This is a genomic window from Geodermatophilus poikilotrophus (genome assembly GCF_900111455.1).
Classification (GTDB): domain Bacteria; phylum Actinomycetota; class Actinomycetes; order Mycobacteriales; family Geodermatophilaceae; genus Geodermatophilus; species Geodermatophilus poikilotrophus.
In genome coordinates this window covers 14,261-39,185 of sequence record NZ_FOIE01000005.1, presented here as the reverse complement: position 1 = coordinate 39,185, position 24,925 = coordinate 14,261, and the positions used below count along the sequence as shown (strand labels likewise).

The window sequence follows — 24,925 nt, the reverse complement described above, 5'->3', positions numbered from 1 at the left end:
GGGTCCTTCCAGCACCTCGCGGGTGGCCACCCCCGTGAGGGCACGGCTGGAGGCGGGCGGTAAGCTCGTCTCCCGTCAGGGGCTGTAGCGCAGTCCGGTAGCGCACCTCGTTCGCATCGAGGGGGTCAGGGGTTCGAATCCCCTCAGCTCCACCCCGACACCCAGAGAGCCCCGCCCGGTCCGCCGGTGCGGGGCTCTCCGCGTTCCTGCCCGGGTCAGGTGCGGGTGGACGTCCGGATCGTGTGCGACGTCAGACGGGCGGCGTGACGCAGCTGCTCGGCGCCCAGCAGCGCCCGGTGCCGTGCCGACTCGGCCGTCGCGGCCACGAGCGGGGCGGCCGTGCGGGCGACGTACCGGGCTCCCGCCCCGGCCAGCAGCGCCCGGTGCCGTGCCGACTCGGCAGCGGTGATCGCGAGCGGGGCGGCCGTGCGGGCGACGTGCCGGGCTCCCTCGCCGGCCAGGACCGCCCGGTGCCGTGCCGACTCCGCGGCCGATGCGGCGATGGGGCCGGCCGCTCGCACGGCGTGCCGGGCACCCGTCCTCGCCCGGACGGAGACGGCGCGGACCTGCCCGGCGACCAGTTCGGCCCGGGACGGCGGGCGCGGCGCCCACGGGCGGCGTGCCCACAGCCGCCGGGACCACGGCTGCCGGACGACCGGACGCCGGGAGCGGGCCCGCACCACGCCGATCCCCGCCACCGCGGCCAGGGCACCTGCGGCGAGCACGGTCCCGCGACCGGTCGACCCCGAGGCGTCCGCAGCGGCGGGCAGCAGGGTCTCCGAGTCCTCGCTCGACGCCTCGATCCCGTAGTGCCGGTAGAGGTCGGCCTCCTGGTCCGTGGACAGCGCCTGCGCACCGCCGACCGAGGGGGCGGCCGTGACCTGGGCGCGGGTCACCGCGACCGTCACCCGGCCGTCCGAGCCCTCCGCGTCCAGCGCCGGGACGACGGCACTGGCCCCCTCGACCTCGACGTACAGCCACTCCGGCCGGCCGGTGGACTCGTCGGCGAGGACGGCGGTGACGGCGCCGAGCTCGGTCCCCTCGCGGTCGACGACGGTCCAGCCGACCCACGCCCTGGCCTCGTCGCGTGCTGGCAGGCCCATGGCCGCCTCCTCGTCCGGTCGTCGGTCGGGACCCGCGGCGGTGTCTCCGCCGGTCCGTCTCCCCGTGGACGGGGCTACCCCCGAGGCCCGGCCGCAACCGGGTTCCGGGACGGGGCGGGTGACGACCCCCCGACCACGGGCGCCCGGCAGGGCGTGGCCGGTGGCCACCACCCGATCGGGTGAGGGGATCGGCCCGGCTCCTCAGAGGTCTCTCGGTGGCGCCGATGCCACTGGTGTCGAGGACGCAGGCCGCTGCGTCCCACCGTCGTCGGAGGAGTTGCCGTGCGCTACCGCGCCCCCCGGGCTCGCCGCACCGCCCTCTCCGTGGCGGTGCCCGTCGGCCTCGTGACGAGCCTGGCCCTGACCTGGGGCGCCACCCACGCGGCCTTCTCGGCCACCACCCACAACCCCGGCAACTCGTGGGAGACCGGGACCGTCGACCTCGACAACAACGCCAAGGTCGGGGCCGTGTTCACCCCGCTCTTCAGCGCGGAGGACGGTCTCCTCAAGCCCGGCTCGACCGGGTCGCGCTGCATCCGGATCGACTACACGGGCAGTCTGGAGGCCGAGATCCGCATGTACATCGAGCCGGACGGGACCGGGTCGCCGGCCGGCGCGGAGGACCTGGACCCCTACCTGGTGATGAGCATCGAGCGGGGCGTGGACGTCGACCCGGAGACCGAGGTGGCGGTCGACTGCAGCGGGTTCACCCCGAGAGCCACGGCGACGTTCCTCGACCGCACCCACCCAGGCGTCCCGGACGCGACCTCACGGACGCTGGCACACCTCAGGACCGAGCACCGGGACTTCGGCTCCGGCATCGTCGTCGAGCCGGCAGCCACGGAGAACACGTCCATGACCCTGCGGATCACGTACGTCCTCGCGGACAACGACGACGCGCAGGGCAAGCTGTCCGAGGCCACGTTCACGTGGGAGGCGCGGAACACCGGGGAAGCGGGAGGCACCCCGTGACCGCGCCCGTCCTGACCAGCGCCCCGCGCTCCCGTGTGCCCGGACCCGAGGTCGGGGAGCAGGGCCTCCGGCCGGCTGCCGTGTACCGCGGAGTCGTCGCGGCCCTGCTGGTGACCGTCGCGGGCCTGGTGTTCCTCGCCCTCGCCCCGCGACTCGTCGGCTTCGAGGGTCACGTGGTCGTCTCCGGCTCGATGGAGCCGCGGATCTCGCCCGGCGACGTGGTGCTGACGCGTCCGGTGCTCCCGCAGGACCTGCAGCCGGGCCAGGTGCTGCTCTTCCCCGACCCCGAGGGGGCCGACCGGCTGCTGCTCCACCGCCTCGTCTCCTTCGACGAGCGGGGGGACCTCGTGACGCGGGGCGACGCCAACCAGAGCAACGACACCACGCCCGTGCCGGCTGCCAGCGTCATCGGCGAGGCGCAGCTGCGGGTGCCCCACGTCGGGCTCCCCGCGTACTGGCGGCTCACCGGGCAGTGGGGCCACCTGGGTGGGCTCACCGCCCTGCTCGCGGCAGCGGCCGTCTCCACCGTCAGCGGGACCGGCAGCCGGGCCGGGCGGTCGCGCGGCCTCACCAGCGCCGACCGGCTCGCCACCGCCCCGGCCGCAGACCACGTCGTCCACCGCGTCGGGCTGCCGCCCGTGCCCCCGTCGGCCGGCACGGTGCCGGCCCGCGGGACCGGGCGCCGCTGACGACCGGTGGCGCGGCGTGGTGACCGCCGCCCGCCCTGCTCAACATCCGCCGCGCGCCGCCGAAGACATGAGCTAGCCGGAGCGGTTCCGGAGACCGGACCGCGGCCTCGCCGAGAGAGGGGGAGACGGTGCGCCCACCATCGCCCGTCACGTCCCCGCGCCTGCTCAGCACCCGGGGAGCCGCCTGGCTGGTCGGTGCCGCGTTGCTCGCCCACCTGGCGGCCGGGGCGGTCGACCTGCCGGTCGAGCCTGCCGCCGCGACCACCAGTGCGGTCAGCCTGGTCGACGACCGCGGTGGCACGGCGTTGTTCACCTCCACCGACCTGCGCCCGGGTGCCACGGAGACCGCCTGCGTGGCGCTGGCGGTGACCGGGTCCGCCCGGTCGATCGGTGAGGTGACGCTCAGCGCCCAGGTCACCGAGGACGCCCTCGCCCCGCACCTGCTCGTCACCGTCGAGCGCGGGACGCTCGGCGACCCGGCGCGGTGTGCGTCCTTCACCGGCGTACCCGCGTGGAGCGGGACGCTGGCGCAGCTGCCGCGCACGGCCGCCGCAGGGATCCCGACGGGCTGGCGGCCCGGGGACTCGGCCTCGACGACCTACCGGATCAGCGTCACGGTCCTCGACGACCACCGGGCGCAGGGCCTGCGAGCCGCGGCCACCTTCGTCTGGGCCCTCGACTTCGAGCCCGTCCCCGAACCGGTCCCGGCGCCGACCCCCACACCGGCCCCGAGCCCGGAGCCGCTGCCCCCACCCCCGCCGAGAGCCGAACCGCCCGCGCCGACCCCGACGCCGACGCCGACCCCCACGCCGACGCCGCTCCCCAGCACGGTCCCGGCGCCCCAGCCGGAGCCGGTCCTCCCTCCCGAGACGCCGAGTCCGACCCCGGCACCGCCGGCCACCGATCCGGGTGGCAACGAGCCACGCGGGGACGGTGACGTCGTCCAGGCGCCGCCGTTGCAGGCGTCCCCCACGACGGTCGCCGAGGTGGCCGCCGCGGTGGGCGAGACGGCGATCGCCGTCGTCGAGGACGGTCAGTTCCCGCTCGCGCTGGTCGCCGTCTCCGCGGGGTTCCTGGCCGTGCAGGGCCGGCTCGACCGGCGGGACCCGAAGCTGGCGCTGGCCCGCGTCCACCAGGAACTGAACGACTTCCGAGACTTCCCCGAGCTGCCGAGGACGGCACCCACATGAGCCAGACGCCTGCGTCCCCACAGGGTTCCCTGGACAACCTGCCCCTGGCCGACCGCCTCCGGTGGCTGCTCGCCGTCCGCATCGGCGTCGTCGTCCTGCTGCCTGTCGCGGCGTGGACGATCACCCGGACGGCGGAGACACCACCGGTGGAGACCCTCGCCGTGCCGGGGGCCGTCCTGCTGGCCGTCGGGCTGGTGCTGCAGAAGCTGTCGGCGCTCGGTCGACGTTTCGCGGTGGCGGCGATCACGGTGCCGGTCATCCTCGACGCGGTCCACCTGGGATGGGCGCTCTACGTCGCCGGGGGCATCACCGGACCGGTGGTGTACGTGATCGTCCTGCACGTCATCTGCGTCACGCTGCTGGGGTCGTTCCGCACCGGTCTGAAGCTCGCGCTGTGGCACTCCCTCGTGGTCATGTCGGTCCTCAAGGCGGTCGACACGGCCCTGCTGCCCGCACACGGCCCCGTCCAGGGCTTCGACCCCCTGCCCTACGGGGTGTTCCTGGTCGCCGTCTGGGTGACCGCGATGATGACCTCGGGCCTGGGTGCGGTGAACGAGCGCGAGCTGCGTCGCCGTCGCTACGACGAGGAGGCGCTGCGCCGGCTGGCGGGCGCCCTGCACGAGGCGGACACCGGCGCCAAGGTGGCCGAGGCGCTGCTCGACTTCACCGTCGACGCCGCCGACTCCCCCCTGGCCGCGGTGCACTGCCACGTACCCGAGGGCAGCGCGGTGCCGGCGGTCGACCTGGCCGTCCGCAAGCACCGGGAGCAGGACGCCGAGCCACTGCGGGCGGTCGGCGCTGCGCTGCCGGGGTCGCTGCTCGCTGCAGCGGTCGACCGGGGCAGCACGCTCCTGGCGGCCGTGAAGGGCCCCGACCCGTGGGTGGACGAGGTGCTCGAGGGCGCCCGGCGGGTGGTCGCCGTCCCGTTCGGCCTGGACGGCGGCGGCAGCGGTGTCCTGACCTTCCAGGACGACGCGCGCAGCGGCTCGCGCATCGAGCGACGCCGGGTCGGTGTCGCCGAACAGGCGGTCGCGCACGCCGCGACGGCGTTCGCCCGCGTCGCGCTGCTGGAGCACCTGCAGGCCAGCGCGCTCACCGACGGCCTCACCGGGGTGGCCAACCGCCGGGCCTTCGATGCCGCGTTCGACCGGGAGCTGGCGGTCGCCGCCCGCAGCGGTGCGCCGCTGTCGGTCCTGATCATCGACCTCGACCACTTCAAGAAGCTCAACGACACCTACGGCCACCAGGCCGGCGACGACGTCCTGCGGGGCGTCGGTGCAGCCCTGCGGGCCTGCGTGCGGCCCGGCGACGTCGCCGCGCGCTACGGCGGTGAGGAGTTCGCGCTGGTCCTGCCCGGCGCCACGGCGGACGACGCCGTCGCGGTCGCGCGCCGGCTGCGCACGGTCCTCCGGGAGGTGGAGGCACCGAGACCGATCACGGCGAGCCTGGGCATCGCCTGCCAGCACGGGGCCGGCCTCCCTGCCGCGGAACTCCTCGCCGCGGCGGACACCGCGCTGTACGCCGCCAAGGCCGGCGGGCGGGACCAGGCCCACATGGCGGGCGTGGAGGGACCGGTCAGCGGCGTCGCCGTCGACGAGGCGACCGTCACGCGGATCCCCCTCCCGCCGGTGCCCGCCAGGGTGCACGCGGCCCTCTGATCGAGGCCCTGGCGCTCCCTCCTCCGGGGTGGACCGGCGTGCTCGGGGGGTGGACGGCTCAATCCTGAACGGGCCCGTGCCGATGCCTGGACCGAGCACCCCGCGGACGCGCGGGACGGGGACGGAGGGATGGAAGACGATGGACGAGCCGCACCGGCGCCGCCGGCGGGCTCCCGGAGCCCGCCTGGTGGGTCCGGTCGCTGCCCTGGCGCCGCTCGTCGCCGTGCTGGCACTCGTGGTCGCCGTGCTGGCGCTGCCGCCGGCGTCCGCGGTCTTCACGTCCACGACGGCCAACCCCGCCAACACCCTGGCCGCCGATCAGCTGCAGCCACCCTCCGGCCTGACGGCGACGACGAGCTGCGCGTCGAGCACCATCGAGTTCCAGGGCGCGACGTCGGCGAGGGGCTCGGGGTCGCTCACCCTGCAGACCCCTCCCGAGACCCGCGCCGGGGACCTCCTCGTGGCCCAGGTGAGCAACTGGGGTGGCCCTGCGACGCTCACCCCACCACCGACCGGGTGGAACCTCGTCCGCCGTGACAGCGTGAACCAGGTCAACCAGGTCAACGGCACCCCCCAGGTGACGTCAGCCCTCTTCTGGCGAGTGGCGAGTGCCACCGAACCCGCGACCGCGACCTTCCAGCTCGCGGCCTCGGTCGACACGGCGGGCGGCATCGCCGCGTACAGGGGCGTGCGCACCACGTCCCCGGTGGACGCGCACCACGCGATGACCGGCTCCTCCGAGACCACGACGGTTCCCTCGGTGACCACCACGGTCGCGAACACGGTGCTCGTGCACGTCACCACGAAGCGCCAGGAGCAGCTCCCCGCGCCCGGGGGCACCGCAGAACGGTGGCGGCTGCTCTCCGGGACCGGCACCTCCATCCAGGGTGTCTCGGCGGGTGACGTGTCCTTCGCCGGGCCCGGTGCGACGCCGGTGCGCAGCTCGGCCTCGTCGAGCAACTTCCAGGCCGAGTGGATCGGGCAGACCCTCGCCCTGCGTCCCGCTCCCCAGCAGCCCGCCGCCATCCTGACCTGGACCGCCAGCCCGAGCTCCTGGGCCGACGGCTACCAGGGCCGGCGGTTGGTGAACGGGACGGTCCAGGGGAGCAGCACGGTGCCGATGGGGACGACGACCTTCACCGACACGGGCCTGGTGAACGGCACGACCTACACCTACCGGGTCTGGACCCATGACGGCACGTGGGTGTCCACCGAGCAGACCACCACGCTGACCCCGTCCTGCTGACCGGCGCCGCGGAGCGCTCAGCGGCCGGTGCGGAAGTCCGGCCGGCGTTTCTCGACGAAGGCGCGCACGCCCTCCCGCCCCTCCGGGTCGGCCGCGGACTCCGCGATCAGCCGCGCCTCGTCGTCCAGCTGCTGGTCGAGCGTCCGCACGACGGCGCCGCGGACGAGCGCCCGGGTGCGCACCACCGCCCGCACCGGCCCGGCCGCCAGCGCGTGCGCGAGCTCGGTGGCGGCCGCGCGCAGCTCGTCGTCCGCCACCACCCGGGCGACCAGGCCGCAGGCGTGCGCCTCCGCGGCGTCCAGCGTGCCGTCGGTCAGCGCCAGGTCCAGGGCGCGGGCCGGGCCCAGCGCGTGCGCCAGGGTCCAGGAGGTGCCGCCGTCGGGGGAGAAGCCGATGGCGGCGCAGGCGGGCCGGATCCTGGTCGAGCGGGCGCAGACGACGACGTCGCAGGCGCCCAGCAGTCCGACACCGGCACCGGCGACCGCGCCGTGCACGCCGGCGACGACCGGTACCGGGGCGGCCAGCAGGGCCCGCACGACCTCGTGCCAGCCGGCGGCCAGCCGCCCCACCTCGGCGCCCGGGTCCGCCGCCGTCGCGAAGCCGCGCACGTCGCCGCCGACGCAGAAGCGCTCGCCCTCGGCCAGCAGCAGCACCGCCCGGGTCCGCGGCGGTCGGGCCCGCAACGCCTCGCCGAGCGCCGCGGCCATCGCCGGGTCCACGGCGTTGCCGGTCCGCGCCGAGTCGAGGGTCACCCGCCAGACGTCGCCGTCCGCCTCGGTGCGCACCGGCTGGTCGGTCATCGAGGGCCTCCGGGGTCAGAACCAGGACGGGAACCACATGCGGGCGAGCCACTCGGCGTGCGAGAGCGGCTCCCCGGTGAGCACGGGGAGGAAGTGGACGAAGGTCGCCGCCACCACGCCGACGTAGAGCGCCACGACGCCCAGCCCGACCTGCCGGCGCAGCCGCGAGGCTCCGGGCCGGCCCAGGACGTCCTGCAGCACCAGGACGACGGCGAGCACGAAGAACGGCAGCACCGGCGCGGTGTAGAAGGCGAACATCGTGCGCTCGGGGTTGAGGAACCACGTGCCCCAGCCGGCGGCGACCGCGACGGCGACGAGCAGCGCGGCGGGGTCGCGGCGGGCGACCAGGCGCCAGGCCACCCATCCCAGCGCGGGCGCGAAGGCGAACCAGAGGGTCGGCGTCCCGACCATGAGGATGTAGCGGATGACCTGGTCGCCGGCGGCGTCGGTGAGGCCCTGCGGGTTCCACAGCAGGATCGGCCGGCCATTGACCAGCCAGCTCCACGGCCCGGACTCCCACGGGTGCGGCGTGGACAGCCCGTTGTGGAAGGTCAGCCACTCGGCGTGCTGGTGCCACAGCGAGCGCAGCGCGTCGGGCACCCACGGGAACGCCGTCTCCGGGTTCTGCTGCGCCCACCCCTTGCCCTGCGAGGTCTCGCCGAGGAACCAGCCGGTGAAGCTCGCGACGTAGGTGAGCACCGGCACGGCGGCCAGCGCCCACAGCGCGCCGGGCAGCCCGCGCCGCGCAGCGGTCGGGGTCGGGCGGGGGACGCCGGCCCCGCGCCAGGCGGCGCGGTCCCAGAACAGGCTCAGCACCGCGAAGGCGGCGAGGAAGTAGACCCCGCTCCACTTCACCGCGCAGGCGCAGCCGAACAGGAACCCGGCGGCCAGCCGCCACCCCCGCGGGCCGAGCGCGAAGCCGGTGGCCGTCGTCGTGCCGGCCCGGACGCGTTCGCGCACCCGGTCCCGGTCGACGACCAGGCAGGCCACCGCGGAGAGCACGAACACCTGCAGGAAGACGTCGAGGAGGCCGATCCGCGACAGGGTGAAGGCGAGGCCGTCGAGCGCGAGCAGCAGCCCGGCGACCAGGCCGAGCAGCGTCGATCCGGTCAGCCGCCGGGTCAGCCGGGCCAGGACGACGACCGCGGTGCTCCCGGCGACCGCGGAGGGGAACCGCCAGCCGAAGGAGTCGTAGCCGAACAGCCCGATGCCGCCGGCGATCAGCCACTTGCCCAGCGGCGGGTGGACGATGAACGTGTAGCCGCGGTTGTACTCGTGGCCCCACTCGAGCAGCTCGCGCGCCTGCGGCGGGTAGTACGCCTCGTCGAAGAGCAGGTCCGACGGGTAGTCGATGTGCCACAGCCGGACGGCGAAGGCGCCCAGGCCCAGCAGCGCGGTGAGCACCCACGCGAGGACCCGGTCGGCGGGCAGCGGCGGAGTGGTGTCGCGGCGCGGCCGGGGGAGCGGCCGGCGGCGGGTCCGAACCCCGCCGGGCTCCCGGTCCGTGCGCTCGGGAGCCAGGACCGCCATGCGGCCAGGGTAGTGACCGGGCCGACGGCCCCCGGCGCTCGCAGGAACGCCCTCTGCCCCCGCCACTCGCGAGCCCGCGGCGGGACCCTGCAGGGGGCAGCCCCCGCAGGCGGCCCTGCGGCGGTCGTCGTGACAGGCTCGTGCACGTGGTCGGACGGCTCGTGCTCGGTGGCGCTCCGCTCGGTCAGCCCGGCGACGTCGGCCCGCGGCTGCGCACGGCGATGGCGACCGCGGACGTGCTCGCCGTGGAGGACACCCGCCGGCTGCACCGCCTCGCCGCCGACCTCGAGGTGCAGCTGACCGGCCGGGTGGTGACCTTCCACGAGTCGGTCGAGCGCTCCCGGCTGCCCGGCCTGCTGACCGCGCTCGACCAGGGGAGGACCGTGCTGCTGCTCACCGACGCCGGGATGCCCTCCGTCTCCGACCCCGGCTACACGCTCGTGCGCGCGGCGATCGACGCCGGCGTCGAGGTGACCTCGGTGCCCGGGCCGTCGGCGGTGATCACCGCGCTGGCGGTGTCCGGCCTGCCGGTCGACCGCTTCTGCTTCGAGGGCTTCCTCCCGCGCAAGGCGGGGGAGCGCCGGTCGAGGCTGGCCGGGCTGGCCGACGAGCGCCGCACGATGGTGTTCTTCGAGTCGCCGCACCGGCTGGCCGACGTGCTCACCGATGCCGCGGCGGCGATGGGCGAGGGCCGCCCGGCCGCCGTCTGCCGGGAGCTGACGAAGACGCACGAGGAGGTCCGCCGCGGGACGCTCACCGAGCTGGCGTCGTGGGCTGCCGACGGCGTGCGCGGGGAGATCACCCTGGTCGTGGGCGGCGCACCGGTGGCCCCAGCATCGCTCTCGCCGTCCGAACTGGCGGCGGAGGTCGCCGCGGAGGAGGCCGCGGGCGCCACCCGCAAGGACGCCATCCGCGCCGTCGTCGTCCGCACCGGGCTGCCGCGCCGCACCGTCTACGACGCCGTCGTCGCCGCGAAGGGCGGCGAGCAGGCAGCGAGCGGGGGGTCCTAGCCCGGATCGGCCGGGAGGCCGGTCCTTGTGTGACCTGTGTCACTCCTTCTACGGTCCGGGCTTCACCGACCTGCTCCGGGCCCTCCCGTCCGGGCACTCCCCGGAGGAGACCTGTGGTCATCCAGCTGCCCCAGCCCACCACCACGACCGGCCGGCACCCCCTCGAGCCGCTCGACGCGGACGAGATCGCCCGGGCGTCGGCCATCATCCGCGACCAGCGCGGGCAGGACCCCCGGATCCGCTTCGTCTCCATCGCGCTGCAGGAACCGGACAAGCGCGAGGTGCTCGCCCACGACATGCGGGGGGCCGAGCCGCCGGAGCGGGTGGCCTTCGCCGTGCTCTACGACCGTGGGCACCAGCAGACGATCGAGGCCGCGGTGTCCTTGACGTCCGGGGTGGTGACGTCCTGGGAGGTCGTAGAGGGCGTGCAGCCCGGCGTGATGCTGGAGGAGTTCTTCAGCACCGAGGAGATCACCCGGGCCGACCCGCGCTGGCAGGAGGCCATGCGCAAGCGCGGGGTGACCGACTTCTCGCTGGCCATGATCGACCCCTGGGCCGCCGGCTACGACATCGAGGACCCGCTCGGCCGCCGCCTCATACGGCCCCTGACGTTCGTCCGGACCCGGGAGGACGACAACGGCTACGCCCGGCCCGTCGAGGGGCTGGTCGTGCTCGTCGACCTGGACAAGATGGAGGTCATCGACGTCCGTGACCACGGGGTCGTGCCGCTCCCGGAGAGGGCCGGCAACTACGTACCGGAGCTGATGTTCGACGACGACAACCGGCCGGCCCACACGGCGATCCGGGACGACGTCCGGCCGATCGAGATCACCCAGCCCGAGGGCCCGAGCTTCACCGTCGACGGCCATCAGGTGAGCTGGCAGAAGTGGCGGCTGCGGGTCGGCTACACCCCGCGCGAGGGGCTGGTCCTGCACCAGATCGGCTACGAGGACCGCGGGCGTCTGCGCCCGGTCGTCTACCGGGCGTCGTTGGCGGAGATGTACATCCCCTATGCGGACCCGGCGCCGACCCACCGGATCAAGAACGTCTTCGACGAGGGCGAGTACGGGGTCGGGCTGCTGCTCAACCCGCTGCAGCTCGGGTGCGACTGTCTGGGCGAGATCCACTACTTCGACGTGGTCGCCAACGACCAGGACGGTCAGCCGCTCACCATCGCCAACGCCATCTGCATGCACGAGGAGGACTACGGCGTCGGCTGGAAGCACACCGACTTCCGTACCGAGAAGATGGAGGTCCGTCGCTCCCGCCGGCTGGTCATCTCCTGCTTCGCCACCGTCGGCAACTACGAGTACGGCTTCTTCTGGTACCTCTACACCGACGGCTCGATCCAGTACGAGGTCAAGCTGACAGGCGTCATCTCGACCGGTGCGGTGCCGGTCGGCGAGCAGCCACGCTTCGGCACTCTCGTCGCCCCCGGCCTGTACGGCCCCCATCACCAGCACTTCTTCAACGTCCGGCTGGACATGCAGGTCGACGGCGAGCGCAACTCCGTCTACGAGGTCGACGCCGCCGCCCTACCACCCGGCCCGGACAACCCCTACGGCAACGCCTGGGTCACCCAGAAGACGCTCCTGGCGCGGGAGAGCGAGGCGCAGCGGCTGATCGACCCCTTCGTCGCCCGCACGTGGCAGATCGTCAACCCCTCCTCGGTCAACGAGCTGGGGCAGCCGGCGGGGTACAAGCTCGTGCCGGGGGAGAACGTGCTGCCCCTCCAGCAGGAGGGCTCGCAGGCCTGGAGCCGGGCGCAGTTCGCCTACAAGCACCTCTGGGTGACGCAGTACGACCCGCAGGAGCGCTACGCGGCCGGGGACTACCCCAACCAGAGTCAGAACGCCGGCGGCCTCCCCGAGTTCGTGAAGGCCGACCGATCGCTCGACGACCAGGACGTCGTCGTCTGGTACTCCTTCGGCGCCCACCACGTGGTGCGCCCCGAGGACTGGCCGGTCATGCCCGTGACCTACGCCGGCTTCCACCTCAAGCCGGTGAGCTTCTTCGACGGCAACCCGGCCCTGGACATGCCGCGCTCGACACCGGCCTGTCACGCCGACGGCGGGCACACCGGTGAGAGCGCCCGTGGGCAGGTGTCCGAGTGAGTAGCCGGCCGGACACCACCGGCGTGCACCCCGACCGGGGGCTGGCCCACGGCTCGATGAGCCAGGCCGAGGTCCTGGCTCAGTCGGTGGCCGGCATCGCGCCGACCGCGGTCATGGCCACCGGCCCGGCGCTGATCGTGCTGTACGCCGGCACGGGGGCCTGGATCCCCTACTTGATCGCGACGGTCGTCGTCGTCCTCATCGGTCTGTGCGTGGCGCAGTTCGCCCGGCGGATGGCGTCCTCCGGCTCGCTCTACAGCTATGTCGCCCGCGGCCTGGGCCCCACCGGCGCCTTCGCGGCCGGCTGGGGGTTGGTGATCGGCTACACCTGCATCGCCATGGTCGGCGTCGTGGGCACCGGCATCTACCTGGGGAGCTTCCTCACCACGATCGGCGTGCCGGGGGACTCGACCACCGCCCAGCTGGTGGTCTTCGGGGCCGCCGCCGTCGTCGCCGGGGCCTTCGCCGTCGCCGGGATCAAGCTCTCCACCCGGCTCGGGCTGGTGCTGGAGATCCTGTCGGTCGGTGCGGTCCTCACGGTCTTCGTCGTCGTCCTGGTGCGCAACGGGTTCGCCATCGACGCGTCCCAGTTCCGCCTGGACGGGGTCTCGTTCGACGGTGTCACCTTCGGCATCGTGCTCGCCGTACTCGGCTTCGTCGGGTTCGAGAGCGCGGCCAGCCTGGGCGCGGAGGCACGCAACCCGCACCGGACCATCCCTCGGGCGGTCGTCGGCAGCGCGGTGCTCGTGGGACTCCTGTACGTCTTCGCCGCGTACTCGTCGGTCCTCGGCTTCGGTGGCCCGGAGGCCCTGGCCTCCAGCGGAGCCCCGATCAGCGACCTGGCCGGCGACAACGGTCTCGGCGGGGTCACCTGGCTGATCGACCTGGGGGTCACGGCCTCCTTCTTCGCCGTCGTCATCGCCAGCATCAACGCCGCCTCGCGGGTGCTCTACACCATGGGCGAGGAGGGGGTGCTGCCGCAGGCGTTCGGGCGGGCCCACCGGGAGCACAAGACGCCGCACGTGGCCATCTGGGCGATCACCCCCGTCGTGGGAGTCGTGCCGATCGTCATGTTGGCGACGGGAACGACCCCGCTGAACATCTACGCCTACACCGGGACGATCGGGACGTTCGGGTACATGCTCGCCTATCTCCTGATGGCGATCGCACTGCCGGTCTTCCTGCGCAGGCGGAACGAGGCCAAGCCACTGTCGGCCGTCCTGGCGGTCGTGGTGGTCGTCGCGCTGCTCTACGTCTTCTACAAGAACGTCGTCCCGGTGCCGCCCTCGCCGTACAACCTGCTGCCGTACGTCTTCGCGGGTGCGCTGCTGCTGGGCCTGACCTGGTTGCTCTACGTCCGAGCCACCGCGCCGGAACGGGTCCAGGACGTCGGGACGACCGAGGAGGACCCTGTGCCGGTCGAGACGGTGGGGGTGGAGCGGGCGCCCGAGGGAGACCTGCCCACGGGGCGGGTGTGAGGGGCGGGTCCCACGTGACCGTCCCGGTGCCCGGGTCGACGGTCGGAGCGCAGGTCCTCGGTGAGGCGGCCGCCGCCCTGGGCGCCGGGTGCATCGCCCTGCACCTGGTGGCGGCTGCCTCCCCGGGGCACGGGGGTCGGCCGGTCGCCGTCCTGCTGGTCGCCATGGCCGCCGCCTGCGTACCGTGCGTCCGTGGGCTCTGGCGGAGACCCACCGTGCGGACCTGGGCCATGACCGGCGGCATGTACGCGGCGATGCTCGCGGCCCACCTGCTGGTGCTGACGGGACCGCAGGGCGGGGCAGCCGCGGCCCGGGCGCACGTCCACACGGGTGCCCTGACCTGGTCGGAGCTGGCGATGTGGTCGGGGCTCGGGTTGGCCGGGGTGCAGGTCGCCCTGGCCGCCGCCGTCCTCCTGGTCCGCACGGCACAGGCCCGGCCCACCCTCGTCAGGGTCGTCCGACGGCGCCGGCTCGGTCGTGGGGGCCGGGAGGAGGGTGCCGCTGCCGTCTGACCGGAACGACGCGGAGCTACAGCCAGCCGTTGCGCTTGAAACCGCGGTAGAGCAGCACGCAGGCGGTCACGATGACCAGCAGCACCGCGAAGTAGCCGTAGCGCCACCGCAGCTCCGGCATGAACTCGAAGTTCATCCCGTAGATGCCGGCGATCGCGGTGGGGACGGCGATGATGCCGGCCCACGCGCTGATCTTGCGCATGTCCTCGTTGTCGGCCATCGAGGTGCGGGCCAGCGACGCCTGCAGGATCGAGGTCAGCAGCTCGTCGAGGGCGGCCACCTGGTCGCGCACCCGGATGGCGTGGTCCTCGACGTCGCGGAAGTAGGACCGCATCGCCGCCGGGACGACGTCGATCTGCTTCTCGGCCAGCTTCTCCAGCGGCACCTCCAGCGGGGAGACCGCCCGGCGCAGCGACAGCAGCTCCCGCTTGAGCTGGTAGAGCCGGCCGATGTCGTCGGTCCGCTCCGGGCTGAACACCGAGGCCTCGAGCTCCTCGACGTCCTCCTCGACCGCCGTCGCGACGTCCACGAAGGAGTCGACCACGCTGTCGGCGACCGCGTAGAGCACCGACGAGGGGCCCAGGCACAGCAGGTCCGGCTGCGACTCCAGGCCGCGGCGCAGGTCGGCCAGGCCGCCGTGCTCGCCGTGCCGCACGGTGATCACGTAGTGCGGCCCGACGAAGACCATGACCTCGCCGGTGTCGACGACCTCGCTCGTCGCGGTCAGCCGGTCGTGCTCCACGTACCGGGCGGTGGTCAGCACCATGAACAGGACGTCGTCGTAGCGCTCGAGCTTCGGCCGCTGGTGGGCGTAGACGGCGTCCTCGACGGCCAGCGGGTGCAGGCGGTAGTGCTCGGCGATGGTGCCCAGCTCGTCCTCGGTCGGCGCGTAGAGCCCGAGCCAGACGAAGCCGCCCTTGTCGACCGCCGTGCGCAGCGCCTCCTGCGGCTCGACCGGGGGCTCCCGGCGTCCGTCGACGTAGACGGCGCAGTCGACGACCGGGCCGACGTCGTCCGGCCGGGACGGCGTCGTACGCGGCCGGCCCTCCGGCCGCGGCCGGGTCGACGGGAGTTCCGTCGGCACCTCGCGGGACATCCCGCCGGGGACCTCCGTGCCGGGCATCCGCACTCCTCTCCGACCGGGTCGGTGGAACAGCGTAGGCATGCGCGCCGGGAGTCCCCGTGCCACGCTGCCAGGGTCCGGGAAGTGCCGAGAGCGAGGACGCCGTGGCCGCCAACACACGCCGGGTGAAGTCCGTCGAGGACTCGATCCGAGACACCGACGAGCCGGAGCACCGGCTCAAGAAGAACCTGTCCGGCCTGGACCTCACGGTCTTCGGCGTCGGCGTCATCATCGGCACCGGCATCTTCGTGCTCACCGGCATCGTCGCCCGGGACCAGGCGGGCCCGGCCGTGGCGATCTCCTTCGTCATCGCCGGCGTGGTCTGCGGGCTGGCGGCGATCTGCTACGCCGAGTTCGCCTCGACGGTGCCGGTCGCCGGGTCGGCGTACACGTTCTCCTACGCGACCTTCGGCGAGTTCATCGCCTGGATCATCGGCTGGGACCTCGTCCTCGAACTCGCGCTGGGCGCGGCGACGGTGTCCGTCGGCTGGTCGGGCTACCTCAACCAGCTGCTCGACGACATCGGTACGCCCCTGCCGTCGTCGATAGCCGGCGAGACGGCGACGGTCAACATCCCCGCGATCCTGATCACGCTGGTGATGACCGGCGTCCTGATCCTCGGGATCAAGCTCTCCTCGCGGGTCACCGCGATCATCGTGGCCATCAAGCTGGTCGTCGTCCTGCTGGTGATCGGGGTCGGGTTCTTCCTGACCAAGGCCGCGAACTACACGCCGTTCGTCCCGCCGGCCGAGCCCGCGGCCGCGGGGGAGGAGGGCTGGCTGCACACGCCGCTGATCTCGCTGCTCACCGGGTTCAGCCCCGGCACGTACGGCTGGGGCGGCGTGCTCGCCGGCGCCGCGATCGTGTTCTTCGCGTTCATCGGCTTCGACATCGTGGCCACCGCGGCAGAGGAGACCCGCGACCCCAAGCGGGACATGCCGCGCGGGATCCTCGGCTCGCTGGCGATCTGCACCCTCCTCTACGTGATGGTCTCGCTGGTGGTTGTGGGGATGCAGAACTACACCGAGCTGAGCGCCACCGCGCCGCTGGCGGGCGCCTTCTCGGCCAACGGGTGGCCCGTCTTCGCGAGCCTCATCTCGCTCGGCGCACTGGCCGGGCTCACCTCCGTGGTGATGATCCTGATGCTCGGTCAGTCCCGCGTGCTGTTCGCGATGAGCCGCGACCACCTGCTCCCGCCCGGCCTGGCGAAGGTCCACCCCCGGTACGGCACCCCGTACCGCATCACGATCGTCACCGGGATCGTGGTCGCGCTGCTCGCCGGGTTCGTCCCGCTCACCGCACTCGCGGAGCTGGTGAACATCGGCACGCTGTTCGCCTTCTTCCTCGTGTCGATCGGCGTCTGGGTGCTGCGGCGGACCCGCCCGGACCTGCACCGCTCCTTCCGGGTGCCGTGGGTCCCGGTCCTGCCGATCATCTCGGCACTCGCCTCGCTGTGGCTCATGTCCAACCTGCCGACCGACACGTGGCTGCGTTTCATCGTCTGGATGGCACTCGGCGTCGGCATGTACTTCGTCTACGGCCGCCGCCGCAGCCGGATGGCCACCGGGGAACGGATGTCGGCTGCGGACAACATCGCCCGCCGCTGACCCCCTCGGAGGGGTGAGGCCGCCCGCGCAGGCCCTCCAGCCGCCCGCTCCGGGGGCCGACCCGACCGGTGACCGACGTCCCCGGCCAGGGAGAGCACACCCGTGGCGAGCACCGTCCTCGACGCCCGCGAGACCCCGCGCGCGCCGTCGTCCCCCGACCGGCGCCGGCCGCCGGTCGCCGTGCTGGCGGCCGCGGTCGTCGGCGTCGCGGAGGCGGTGGCGCTGCTGGCCGGTGGGCTGACCGGGCTGGACGGCCTGCTGCTGTCCCCGCTGCGGCCGGCGGGCCCGGTCGTCGCCGTGGTGCTGCTCCTGCTCGCCGGGTGGGTGGTGCTGTGCGCCGGCGGTGGGGTGCTGCTGCTCGACCGGTCCGGACGGCGGGTCTACACCGCCGTGGCCACCGCGGAGGTGGCGCTGGTGGGAGCGCTGGTGGCGCTCGCGCTGCTCACCCCGCTGTTCGACACCCTGCCGGTGGGCCTGCCGCTGCCGGCGCTGGCGCTGCTGACCCTCGGCCTGCCGGTGGGGAAGCTGCTGCTGGCCGGCGCGCCCTCGACCGTGGACTGGGTGGCGCAGGGACCGCGCCCGGCGGTGCGCCGCCCGGAGCCGGCCGCCGTCGGCCCGCGGACCCGGGCGGTCACCCTCGCCCTCATCGGCCTGGCCCTGCTCACCGTCGCGCTCACCACCCCGGTGCCCGGCGCGGCTCCCGAGGCCCCGGCGACGGTGGGCACCAGCCGGCCCTGAACCGGCTGGACGCCGCCGCCTAGGCTCGTGCCGTGAGTGATCGGCACATCCTGACCGCCGTGGCCTGGCCCTACGCCAACGGCCCGCGGCACATCGGCCACGTCTCCGGCTTCGGCGTCCCCTCCGACGTCTTCAGCCGCTACCACCGCATGGTGGGTGACCGGGTGCTGATGGTCAGCGGCACCGACGAGCACGGGACGCCGATCACCGTCGCCGCCGACGCGGAGGGCGTGAGCCCGAGGGAGATCGCCGACCGCAACAACCGGGTCATCATCGGCGACCTGCAGTCGCTCGGACTGTCCTACGACTTGTTCACCCGGACGACGACGGGCAACCACGCGGCGATCAGCCAGGAGATCTTCCTCGGCCTGCTCAAGAACGGGTACGTCTTCCCGAGGACGACGCTCGGCGCGATCAGCCCGTCGACCGGGCGCACCCTGCCCGACCGCTACATCGAGGGCACCTGCCCGATCTGCGGCTACGACGGCGCCCGCGGCGACCAGTGCGACAACTGCGGCAACCAGCTCGACCCGGTCGACCTGATCAACCCCAGGAGCCGGATCAACGGCGAGACGCCGAAGTTCGTGGAGGAGGAGCACTACTTCCTCGACCTGCCGGCCTTCACCCGCTCGCTGGGCGACTGGCTGGACAGCCGCAAGGGCTGGCGACCCAACGTCCTCAACTTCGCCAAGAACCTGCTCACCGACCTCAAGCCGCGCAGCTACACCCGTGACATCGACTGGGGCGTGCCGGTGCCGCTCGAGGGCTGGCGCGACCGCCCCGACAAGCGGATCTACGTGTGGTTCGACGCCGTCGTCGGCTACCTGTCGGCCTCCATCGAGTGGGCGCGCCGCTCCGGGGACGACGACGCGTGGCGCCAGTGGTGGCAGACGCCGGACGCGTCCGCCTACTACTTCATGGGCAAGGACAACATCGTCTTCCACGCCGAGATCTGGCCCGCCCAGCTGCTCGGCTACAACGGCGAGGGCGACAAGGGCGGCACCCCGGGCTCGCTGGGCCGGCTCAACCTGCCCACCGAGGTGGTCTCGAGCGAGTTCCTGACCATGGAGGGGCGCAAGTTCAGCTCGTCCCGCCAGGTCGTCATCTACGTGCGCGACTTCCTGGCCCGCTACGACGCCGACGCGCTGCGGTACTTCATCGCGGCCGCGGGGCCGGAGAGCCAGGACACCGACTTCACCTGGGCGGAGTTCCTGCGCCGCAACAACGACGAGCTGGTCGCCGGCTGGGGCAACCTGGTCAACCGCACGGTGTCGATGGCGGCGAAGAACGTCGGCGCCGTCCCGACCCCGGGGGAGCTGACCGACGCGGATCGGGCGCTGCTGGACGCGACCTCGGGCGCGTTCGGGCCGGTCGGGGAGCTGTTGTCGCGGAACCGGCAGAAGGCCGCGGCCGCGGAGGCGATGCGGGTGGTCGGCGAGGCCAACAAGTACCTGTCCGACCAGGCGCCGTGGAAGCTCAAGGAGGACCCGGCCCGCCGGGACACCGTGCTGCACACGGCGCTGCAGGCGGTCAGCGACTGCAACGCGCTACTCACCCCGTTCCTCCCGCACTCGGCGCAGAAGGTGCACGAGCTGCTCGGCGGGACCGGCGTGTGGTCACCGGCGCCGCGGATCGAGGAGGTCACCGACCTCGACGACGGCTCGCCGTACCCGATCATCACCGGCGACCACTCCGGGGGGCAGGCGGTGTGGGCGTCCCGGCCGCTCCCCTCGGGGACGCCGCTGTCGCCACCCACCCCGGTGTTCAAGAAGCTCGACGAGTCGATCGTCGAGGAGGAGCTGCGCCGGCTCGAGGGAGAGGAGTGAGCGGGCTCGCGAGCTCACCGGTGGGCGGAGCAGCCCGGCGAGGGCCGAGCCCGAACGTCGGCGAGGGCCTGGTGTGAGCCGGTCGGCCGGGGCCCGCGCCAACCGGAGGGGCGAGGCGCCGCCGTCCCCCGAGCCGCTCCCGTCCCCGGCGGTCGACAGTCACACGCACCTCGACATCACCCTCGACAGCGACCGGCGGCCGGACGACCGGGCCGTGGACGACGAGATCGCCGCCGCCGTCGCCGTGGGCGTCCCGCGGCTGGTGCAGGTCGGGGTGGACGTCGGCTCCTCCCGCTGGTCGGCCGAGCTCGCCGCCCGGCACCCGAACGTGCTGGCCGCCGTCGCCCTGCACCCCAACGAGGCGGGTACGGGCGCGGCGACCGAGGACGCGCTGGCCGAGATCGACCGGCTCGCGGCGCTGCCCAGGGTGCGGGCGGTGGGGGAGACCGGTCTCGACCGCTTCCGCACCGGACCCGACGGCTGGGCGGCCCAGGAGGCGTCGTTCCGGGCGCACATCCGGATCGCCCAGGACCGCGGCGTCGCGCTGGTCATCCACGACCGCGACGCCCACGAGGAGATCCTCCGGGTGCTGGAGGACGAGGGGGCTCCCGAGCACACCGTCCTGCACTGCTTCTCCGGTGACGTCCCCTTCGCCCGGGCCTGCGTCGAGCGGGGCTTCGTGCTGTCCTTCGCGGGAACGCTGACCTTCGCCAACGCCGGCTACCTGCGGGAGGCCGCCGCGCTCGCGCCGGTCGGGCAGCTGCTCGTGGAGACCGACTCGCCGTTCCTGACCCCGGTCCCGTACCGCGGCCGGCCCAACGCCTCCCGGCTGGTGCCGCACACGGTCCGCGCACTGGCCGAGGTCACCGGCGTCGAGCTCGAGGAGCTCTGCGCCCACCTCACCACCACCGCCGAACGCGTCTTCGGGAGCTGGTGAGAGACCCCGCTGCCCCCTGCAGCGGGACCGGCCGGCGGTCGGACCGCAGTGTCATGACGGGCGCACGTCACGTCGCGCAGTTCGGGGGGACACTGGCGTCGTGGGCCGCCTCATCGCCGTCGTGCTCTTCATCGCCGTCCTGGTCCCCGGTGTCCTGCTCGCCCGCGCCTGGGCCCTGGCCGCCGACCGGCGGGCCGTCGCCGCCGCGGCGGTCGGGTTCACCACCCCCACGCCGGAGGGACTCGCCGTGCTCGGGCGTCAGGCGCAGCACGGGCGGCGGGTGCGCCGGCTCGGCTTCGTCCTCGGCGTGGCCGGCATCGGCGCCGCCATCGCCCTGTTCGGTGAGGCGTCGGTGTTCCTCTGGCTGCCGGCCCTCGTCCTCGGGTTGCTGCTGGGCGTCGTCCTCGCCGAGGCGACCCGCCCCCGGCCGCGCTGGCGGACCAGCTCGCCGTCCCGCCGGCCCCGGCAGTCCGAGCTCATCTCCATGGTGCTGCTCTGGTCCATGCGTGCGGTCGTCGCCGCCGAGCTGACCGCCGCCGTCCTCACGTGGCAGCGCGGCGAGCTCCCCGACAGCGTCGGCTGGGTCGCCGTCGCCGTTCCGCTGGTCGCCTGGCTGCTCGCCGAGGTGGCGCTGGTGCGGACGCTGGTGCGCCCGCTGCCCGCCGAGGGGGCCGACGTGCCGGTCGACGAGGCGCTGCGCACCTGGACGGCGCACCTGGTCACCGCCGCCGTCAGCGTGCTGGCGCTGCTGCCCGTCGGGGTCCTGCTGCTGTCGGCGGGCATCGACCTCGGTGACCGCGTCACCCAGGGCATCGACCTGTTGCCCGTGGCGCTCGTGGCCGGGGGCTTCGCCGCGCTGGCCGCCGGCCTCGCGCTCGCCGTCTTCCTGGTCACCTGGCTCAAGCCCGTCCGGGTCGACGACCGGGCGCTGACGACGTGATCCATGGCATCCCGGTCCTCCGGACCGCACTGCGGCCAGGTGCCGTTCCCGGCCTGCGCTGAGCCCTGTCCGGCTGCTCGTCGCGGACCCTCCGGGCCACGCTCCGCGCGACCGCCTCGCCGGGCGGCTCCCGTCGGCAGTGGGTCGGCTACCGCTCTCCGCCCGTGATCACGCCGTGGTCTCCACCACTGCGCTGACCTCACGCTGCGCACTCGTCACACCCGCCCCACCCGGCGCGCCGGTCACGGACCGTGTCGGCGCGTCCCCGAGTCGACAGATCGTCTCGCTGGTTCACTCGTCGCGCACCGTTGCCACACGCATCGTGTCCGTTACCGTGTCGTGACCAGCCGGGGTGGGAACCGACCCGGAGGGCACCGCGACCGGGAGCTCCGTCTCCCGGTCGACTGCCGTCCGAGCCGGGTCGCGCTCGGTGCCCGCCAGCCGGCGTGCACCTGCGCGTGCTCCTCCTCCCGGGTCCTCGAGCCCTGGGAGAGTCGTGCCCCGATCCCTGAAGCCCGTCCTCCTCGCCCTCGTCCTGCTGGGACTCCTGGGTGGCTCCCTGGCCTACTTCGCCGCGCAGAAGTCGCTGACGGTGACCGTCGACGGCCAGGCGCGGGAGGTCCGCACCTACGCCGGCACGGTCGGTGAGGTGCTCGAGGAGGCGGGCCTGCAGACGCAGTCGCACGACGTCGTCCTGCCGGACGCCGCCGCCCCGGTGAGCGACGGCGACACCGTCGTGCTCAACCGCGCCCGTCCGCTCACGCTCACCGTGGACGGGGTGCAGAGCGAGGTCTACGTGACCGCGCTGTCGGTCGACGAGGCGCTCGCGCAGCTCGGCTACCGCGCCGAGGACCTCGTCGTCTCCGCCAGCCGCAGCGAGCGCCTCCCGCTCGACGGCATGGCCCTGTCGATCACCACGCCCAAGGACGTCACCCTCGTCGTCGACGGCCAGGAGCGCGTGGTCACCACCACCGCGGCCACCGCCGGGGACCTGCTCGTCGAGCAGGGCGTCGTCCTCGGCGCGACCGACCGCACGAGCGTGTACCCGGAGCAGGCGCTGCTGGCCCACATGCGGCTGCAGGTCTTCCGCGTGCAGGTCACCGAGGTCGCGGTCCCCACGCCCATCGACTACCAGACCGTCGAGACCGAGGACCCCAACGCCTTCGAGGGCGACGACACCGTCACCCAGGAGGGCGTGGAGGGCGAGCAGGTGACCACCTACCGGGTCACGGTCACCGACGGCGTCGAGACCGCCCGCGAGCAGCTGGCCGCCACCGTCACCCGCGAGCCGGTCGCCGAGCTGGTCACCGTCGGCACCAAGGCGCGCCCGGCCTCCAGCGGCAACGAGCCCAGCGCGGACGGCCTCAACTGGGCCGCCCTGGCGGCCTGCGAGTCCGGTGGCCGCCCGACCGCGGTGAGCGGCACCGGCAAGTACCGGGGCATGTACCAGTTCTCGCAGGGGACGTGGAACGCTGTCGGCGGCAGCGGCGACCCGGCCGCCGCCTCGGCCGACGAGCAGACCTACCGTGCGCAGCTGCTGTACCAGCGCTCCGGCGCCGGCCAGTGGCCGCACTGCGGTTCGCGCCTCTTCAACTGATCGGACCGGTGCTGAGCACGCCTCCCGAACAGACCGACGGGCTGCTGGGCCCGGCCGCGATCCGCGACCTGGCCCAGCAGCTCGAACTGCGTCCCACCAAGACCCTCGGCCAGAACTTCCTGCACGACGCGAACACCATCCGGCGGATCGTGCGGACCGCCGAGCTGACCGCCGAGGACGTCGTCCTGGAGGTCGGCCCCGGTCTCGGCTCGCTGACCCTGGGGCTGCTGCCCGCCGCCGCGCAGGTCACCGCCGTCGAGATCGACCCCCGGCTGGCCGCGCTGCTGCCCCGCACGGTGGCCGGGCGAGTTCCCGCGCTCGCCGACCGGCTGACCGTCGTCGAGGCCGACGCGCTGCGCATCCAGGAGGTCCCCGGTCGCGCTCCGACGGCGCTGGTGGCCAATCTGCCGTACAACGTGGCGGTGCCCGTCCTGCTGCACCTGCTGGAACTGCTGCCGACGCTGCGGCGCGCGCTGGTCCTCGTGCAGGCCGAGGTCGCCGAGCGCCTGGCCGCGGCCCCGGGCTCGCCGCCCTACGGTGTGCCGTCGGCCAAGGCCGCCTGGTACGGCGAGGTGCGCCGGGCCGGCAACGTCGGCCGGCGGGTCTTCTGGCCCGAGCCCAACGTCGACTCCGGCCTGGTCGCCCTCGACCGCCGTCCGCCGCCCCCGGGCGACCGCGCCGCCACCTTCGCCGTGATCGACGCCGCCTTCGCCACCCGTCGCAAGGGGCTGCGCGCGGCGCTGGCCCGCTGGGCCGGCGGCCCCGCGGCGGCGGAGGCCCGGCTGCGCGCCGCCGGCATCGACCCGACCACGCGCGGGGAGCAGCTGTCGGTCGCGGACTTCGCGCGGTTGGCCGCGACGGAGGTGGCGGAGTGAGCTGGTCCTCACCCGGCGGACCCGGCCGGCTGACCGGGGACGGCGCCGTCGTCGCCCGCGCCCCCGCCAAGGTCAACGTGCACCTCGCCGTCGGGCCGCTGCGGTCCGACGGTTTCCACGAGCTGCGCACCGTCTACCTGGCCGTCTCGCTGTTCGACACGGTGACCGTGCGCCCCGGCGACGGCCTCTCGCTCACGGTCACCGGGGAGGGGACGACGGGCAGCGGTCCGGACGCCGTCCCCGCCGACCGCCGCAACCTCGTCTGGCGGGCCGCCGAGCTGCTGGCCCAGCGTGCCGGGGTGCCGGCCGACGCCGCCATCACCATCGACAAGTCGATCCCGGCCGCCGCGGGGCTGGCGGGCGGCAGCGCGGACGCCGCCGCGGCGCTGGTGGCCCTCGACGCGCTGTGGGCCACCCACGCCACCCGCGGCGAGCTCACCGCGCTGGCCGCCCGGCTGGGCAGCGACGTCCCGTTCAGCCTGCTCGGCGGGGTGGCCCTGGGCTCCGGCCGGGGGGAGCAGCTGTCCCCCGTGCTGGCCCGCCGCCGCTGGGACTGGGTGCTCGGCATCGCCGGCGAGGGGCTGTCCACGCCGGCGGTCTACGCCGAGCTGGACCGGCTTCGGGCCGCGGGCCGGGTACCCGACGGTGCGGAGCTGTCCTCGCCCGACCCGGTGATCGCGGCGCTGCGCAGCGGTCCGGTGCCCGCGCTGGCGGCCGCGCTCGGCAACGACCTGCAGCCCCCGGCGCTGTCGCTGCGGCCGGACCTGCGGCGGGCGCTGCGGGCCGCGACCGGGGCCGGTGCCGCGGCGGCGGTGGTCAGCGGCTCGGGTCCGACGGTCGCCGCTCTCGCCGAGGACGAGGAGTCCGCGGTGCGGCTGACCGCGGCGCTGGCCGGGGAGGGCGTCTACCGCACCGTGCGGGCGGTGCACGGCCCCGTCCCCGGCGCCCGGCTGGTCGGCTGAGGGAGGACCCCCTCACCC

At 74.3% G+C, this 24,925-nt stretch carries 21 protein-coding genes and 1 tRNA gene; 18 read left to right on the top strand and 4 right to left on the bottom strand.

All coding sequences use genetic code 11. The annotated features are described in order from the left end of the window. Positions 1 to 78: 78 nt before the first annotated feature. Positions 79 to 152, top strand: a tRNA-Ala gene (locus BMW27_RS12205). A gap of 63 nt (positions 153 to 215) precedes the next feature. On the opposite strand, the gene BMW27_RS12200 is transcribed toward BMW27_RS12205, so the two are convergent. Further along, positions 216 to 1,103: a PRC-barrel domain-containing protein gene (locus tag BMW27_RS12200; protein WP_091444425.1), complete on the bottom strand. Its 888-nt coding sequence runs from the start codon at positions 1,101 to 1,103 to the stop codon at positions 216 to 218. Between the two features lie 282 nt (positions 1,104 to 1,385). On the opposite strand from BMW27_RS12200, the gene BMW27_RS23395 reads away from it, so the two are divergent. The 5 genes from BMW27_RS23395 (at position 1,386) to BMW27_RS12180 (ending at position 6,858) form a co-directional block, all read left to right on the top strand. Further along, positions 1,386 to 2,075: a hypothetical protein gene (locus tag BMW27_RS23395; RefSeq protein ID WP_175486493.1), complete on the top strand. Its 690-nt coding sequence runs from the start codon at positions 1,386 to 1,388 to the stop codon at positions 2,073 to 2,075. After that, on the top strand, positions 2,072 to 2,764 hold the full coding sequence (locus tag BMW27_RS12195; RefSeq protein WP_175486492.1) for a signal peptidase I: 693 nt from the start codon (positions 2,072 to 2,074) through the stop codon (positions 2,762 to 2,764). The genes BMW27_RS23395 and BMW27_RS12195 overlap by 4 nt, the downstream gene beginning before the upstream one ends. Positions 2,765 to 2,892: 128 nt before the next feature. After that, complete coding sequence (locus tag BMW27_RS12190) at positions 2,893 to 3,954, top strand: hypothetical protein (RefSeq protein ID WP_091444423.1); 1,062 nt, start codon at positions 2,893 to 2,895, stop codon at positions 3,952 to 3,954. Next, positions 3,951 to 5,612, top strand: a complete 1,662-nt coding sequence (locus tag BMW27_RS12185) for a GGDEF domain-containing protein (protein WP_091444421.1) — start codon at positions 3,951 to 3,953, stop codon at positions 5,610 to 5,612. Before BMW27_RS12190 ends, BMW27_RS12185 begins: the two co-directional genes overlap by 4 nt. 139 nt (positions 5,613 to 5,751) lie before the next feature. Next, positions 5,752 to 6,858 (top strand): fibronectin type III domain-containing protein, encoded by a 1,107-nt coding sequence (locus tag BMW27_RS12180; RefSeq protein WP_091444420.1) that lies wholly within the window; start codon positions 5,752 to 5,754, stop codon positions 6,856 to 6,858. A gap of 17 nt (positions 6,859 to 6,875) precedes the next feature. On the opposite strand, the gene BMW27_RS12175 is transcribed toward BMW27_RS12180, so the two are convergent. Together BMW27_RS12175 and BMW27_RS12170 are read right to left on the bottom strand one after the other, a co-directional pair. Beyond that, positions 6,876 to 7,658: an enoyl-CoA hydratase/isomerase family protein gene (locus BMW27_RS12175; protein WP_091444418.1), complete on the bottom strand. Its 783-nt coding sequence runs from the start codon at positions 7,656 to 7,658 to the stop codon at positions 6,876 to 6,878. Between the two features lie 15 nt (positions 7,659 to 7,673). Next, positions 7,674 to 9,188 carry a dolichyl-phosphate-mannose--protein mannosyltransferase gene (locus BMW27_RS12170; protein WP_091444415.1) on the bottom strand — a complete coding sequence of 505 codons (1,515 nt, stop codon included), beginning with the start codon at positions 9,186 to 9,188 and terminating at the stop codon, positions 7,674 to 7,676. A gap of 146 nt (positions 9,189 to 9,334) precedes the next feature. Here BMW27_RS12170 and rsmI point away from each other — a divergent pair, with 146 nt between their 5' ends. From rsmI to BMW27_RS12150, 4 genes are all read left to right on the top strand, one after another. After that, positions 9,335 to 10,198: a 16S rRNA (cytidine(1402)-2'-O)-methyltransferase gene (gene rsmI / locus BMW27_RS12165; RefSeq protein WP_091445128.1), complete on the top strand. Its 864-nt coding sequence runs from the start codon at positions 9,335 to 9,337 to the stop codon at positions 10,196 to 10,198. Positions 10,199 to 10,311: 113 nt separating this feature from the next. Beyond that, a complete protein-coding gene (locus BMW27_RS12160; protein WP_217638137.1) occupies positions 10,312 to 12,312 on the top strand; it encodes a primary-amine oxidase in 2,001 nt (666 codons plus the stop codon). Beyond that, a complete protein-coding gene (locus BMW27_RS12155) occupies positions 12,309 to 13,790 on the top strand; it encodes an APC family permease (protein ID WP_245743517.1) in 1,482 nt (493 codons plus the stop codon). The genes BMW27_RS12160 and BMW27_RS12155 overlap by 4 nt, the downstream gene beginning before the upstream one ends. 14 nt (positions 13,791 to 13,804) lie before the next feature. Then, positions 13,805 to 14,302, top strand: coding sequence for a hypothetical protein (locus BMW27_RS12150; protein ID WP_091444413.1), 498 nt, complete (start codon positions 13,805 to 13,807; stop codon positions 14,300 to 14,302). Positions 14,303 to 14,318: 16 nt separating this feature from the next. Here BMW27_RS12150 and corA read toward each other — a convergent pair whose 3' ends face one another. Next, the gene (gene corA, locus BMW27_RS12145) at positions 14,319 to 15,425 is read right to left on the bottom strand and encodes a magnesium/cobalt transporter CorA (RefSeq protein WP_091444411.1); all 1,107 of its coding nucleotides are present in this window, start codon (positions 15,423 to 15,425) and stop codon (positions 14,319 to 14,321) included. 104 nt (positions 15,426 to 15,529) lie between these two features. On the opposite strand from corA, the gene BMW27_RS12140 reads away from it, so the two are divergent. The 8 genes from BMW27_RS12140 (at position 15,530) to BMW27_RS12105 (ending at position 24,907) form a co-directional block, all read left to right on the top strand. Beyond that, positions 15,530 to 17,032, top strand: coding sequence for an amino acid permease (locus tag BMW27_RS12140; protein ID WP_091444409.1), 1,503 nt, complete (start codon positions 15,530 to 15,532; stop codon positions 17,030 to 17,032). Positions 17,033 to 17,134: 102 nt separating this feature from the next. Further along, entirely contained in the window at positions 17,135 to 17,770 is a 636-nt protein-coding gene (locus BMW27_RS12135; protein WP_091444407.1) for a hypothetical protein, read from the top strand. Positions 17,771 to 17,802: 32 nt separating this feature from the next. Continuing rightward, a complete protein-coding gene (gene metG / locus BMW27_RS12130) occupies positions 17,803 to 19,596 on the top strand; it encodes a methionine--tRNA ligase (protein WP_091444406.1) in 1,794 nt (597 codons plus the stop codon). 73 nt (positions 19,597 to 19,669) lie between these two features. Beyond that, the gene (locus BMW27_RS12125; RefSeq protein WP_091444403.1) at positions 19,670 to 20,533 is read left to right on the top strand and encodes a TatD family hydrolase; all 864 of its coding nucleotides are present in this window, start codon (positions 19,670 to 19,672) and stop codon (positions 20,531 to 20,533) included. A gap of 100 nt (positions 20,534 to 20,633) precedes the next feature. Continuing rightward, positions 20,634 to 21,473 (top strand): hypothetical protein, encoded by an 840-nt coding sequence (locus tag BMW27_RS12120; RefSeq protein WP_091444401.1) that lies wholly within the window; start codon positions 20,634 to 20,636, stop codon positions 21,471 to 21,473. Between the two features lie 496 nt (positions 21,474 to 21,969). After that, the gene (locus tag BMW27_RS12115; RefSeq protein WP_091444398.1) at positions 21,970 to 23,070 is read left to right on the top strand and encodes a resuscitation-promoting factor; all 1,101 of its coding nucleotides are present in this window, start codon (positions 21,970 to 21,972) and stop codon (positions 23,068 to 23,070) included. Positions 23,071 to 23,078: 8 nt separating this feature from the next. After that, positions 23,079 to 23,945: a 16S rRNA (adenine(1518)-N(6)/adenine(1519)-N(6))-dimethyltransferase RsmA gene (gene rsmA / locus BMW27_RS12110; RefSeq protein WP_091444395.1), complete on the top strand. Its 867-nt coding sequence runs from the start codon at positions 23,079 to 23,081 to the stop codon at positions 23,943 to 23,945. Then, the gene (locus BMW27_RS12105; protein ID WP_091444393.1) at positions 23,942 to 24,907 is read left to right on the top strand and encodes a 4-(cytidine 5'-diphospho)-2-C-methyl-D-erythritol kinase; all 966 of its coding nucleotides are present in this window, start codon (positions 23,942 to 23,944) and stop codon (positions 24,905 to 24,907) included. The genes rsmA and BMW27_RS12105 overlap by 4 nt, the downstream gene beginning before the upstream one ends. Positions 24,908 to 24,925: the final 18 nt, after the last annotated feature.

Coding starts and splice junctions, on each gene's coding strand:
- BMW27_RS12200 (WP_091444425.1), bottom strand. CDS start 1,103: ATGGGCCTGCCAGCACGCGACGAGGCCAGGGCGTGGGTCGGCTGGACC.
- BMW27_RS12185 (WP_091444421.1), top strand. CDS start 3,951: ATGAGCCAGACGCCTGCGTCCCCACAGGGTTCCCTGGACAACCTGCCC.
- BMW27_RS12180 (WP_091444420.1), top strand. CDS start 5,752: ATGGACGAGCCGCACCGGCGCCGCCGGCGGGCTCCCGGAGCCCGCCTG.
- BMW27_RS12175 (WP_091444418.1), bottom strand. CDS start 7,658: ATGACCGACCAGCCGGTGCGCACCGAGGCGGACGGCGACGTCTGGCGG.
- BMW27_RS12170 (WP_091444415.1), bottom strand. CDS start 9,188: ATGGCGGTCCTGGCTCCCGAGCGCACGGACCGGGAGCCCGGCGGGGTT.
- corA (WP_091444411.1), bottom strand. CDS start 15,425: ATGCCCGGCACGGAGGTCCCCGGCGGGATGTCCCGCGAGGTGCCGACG.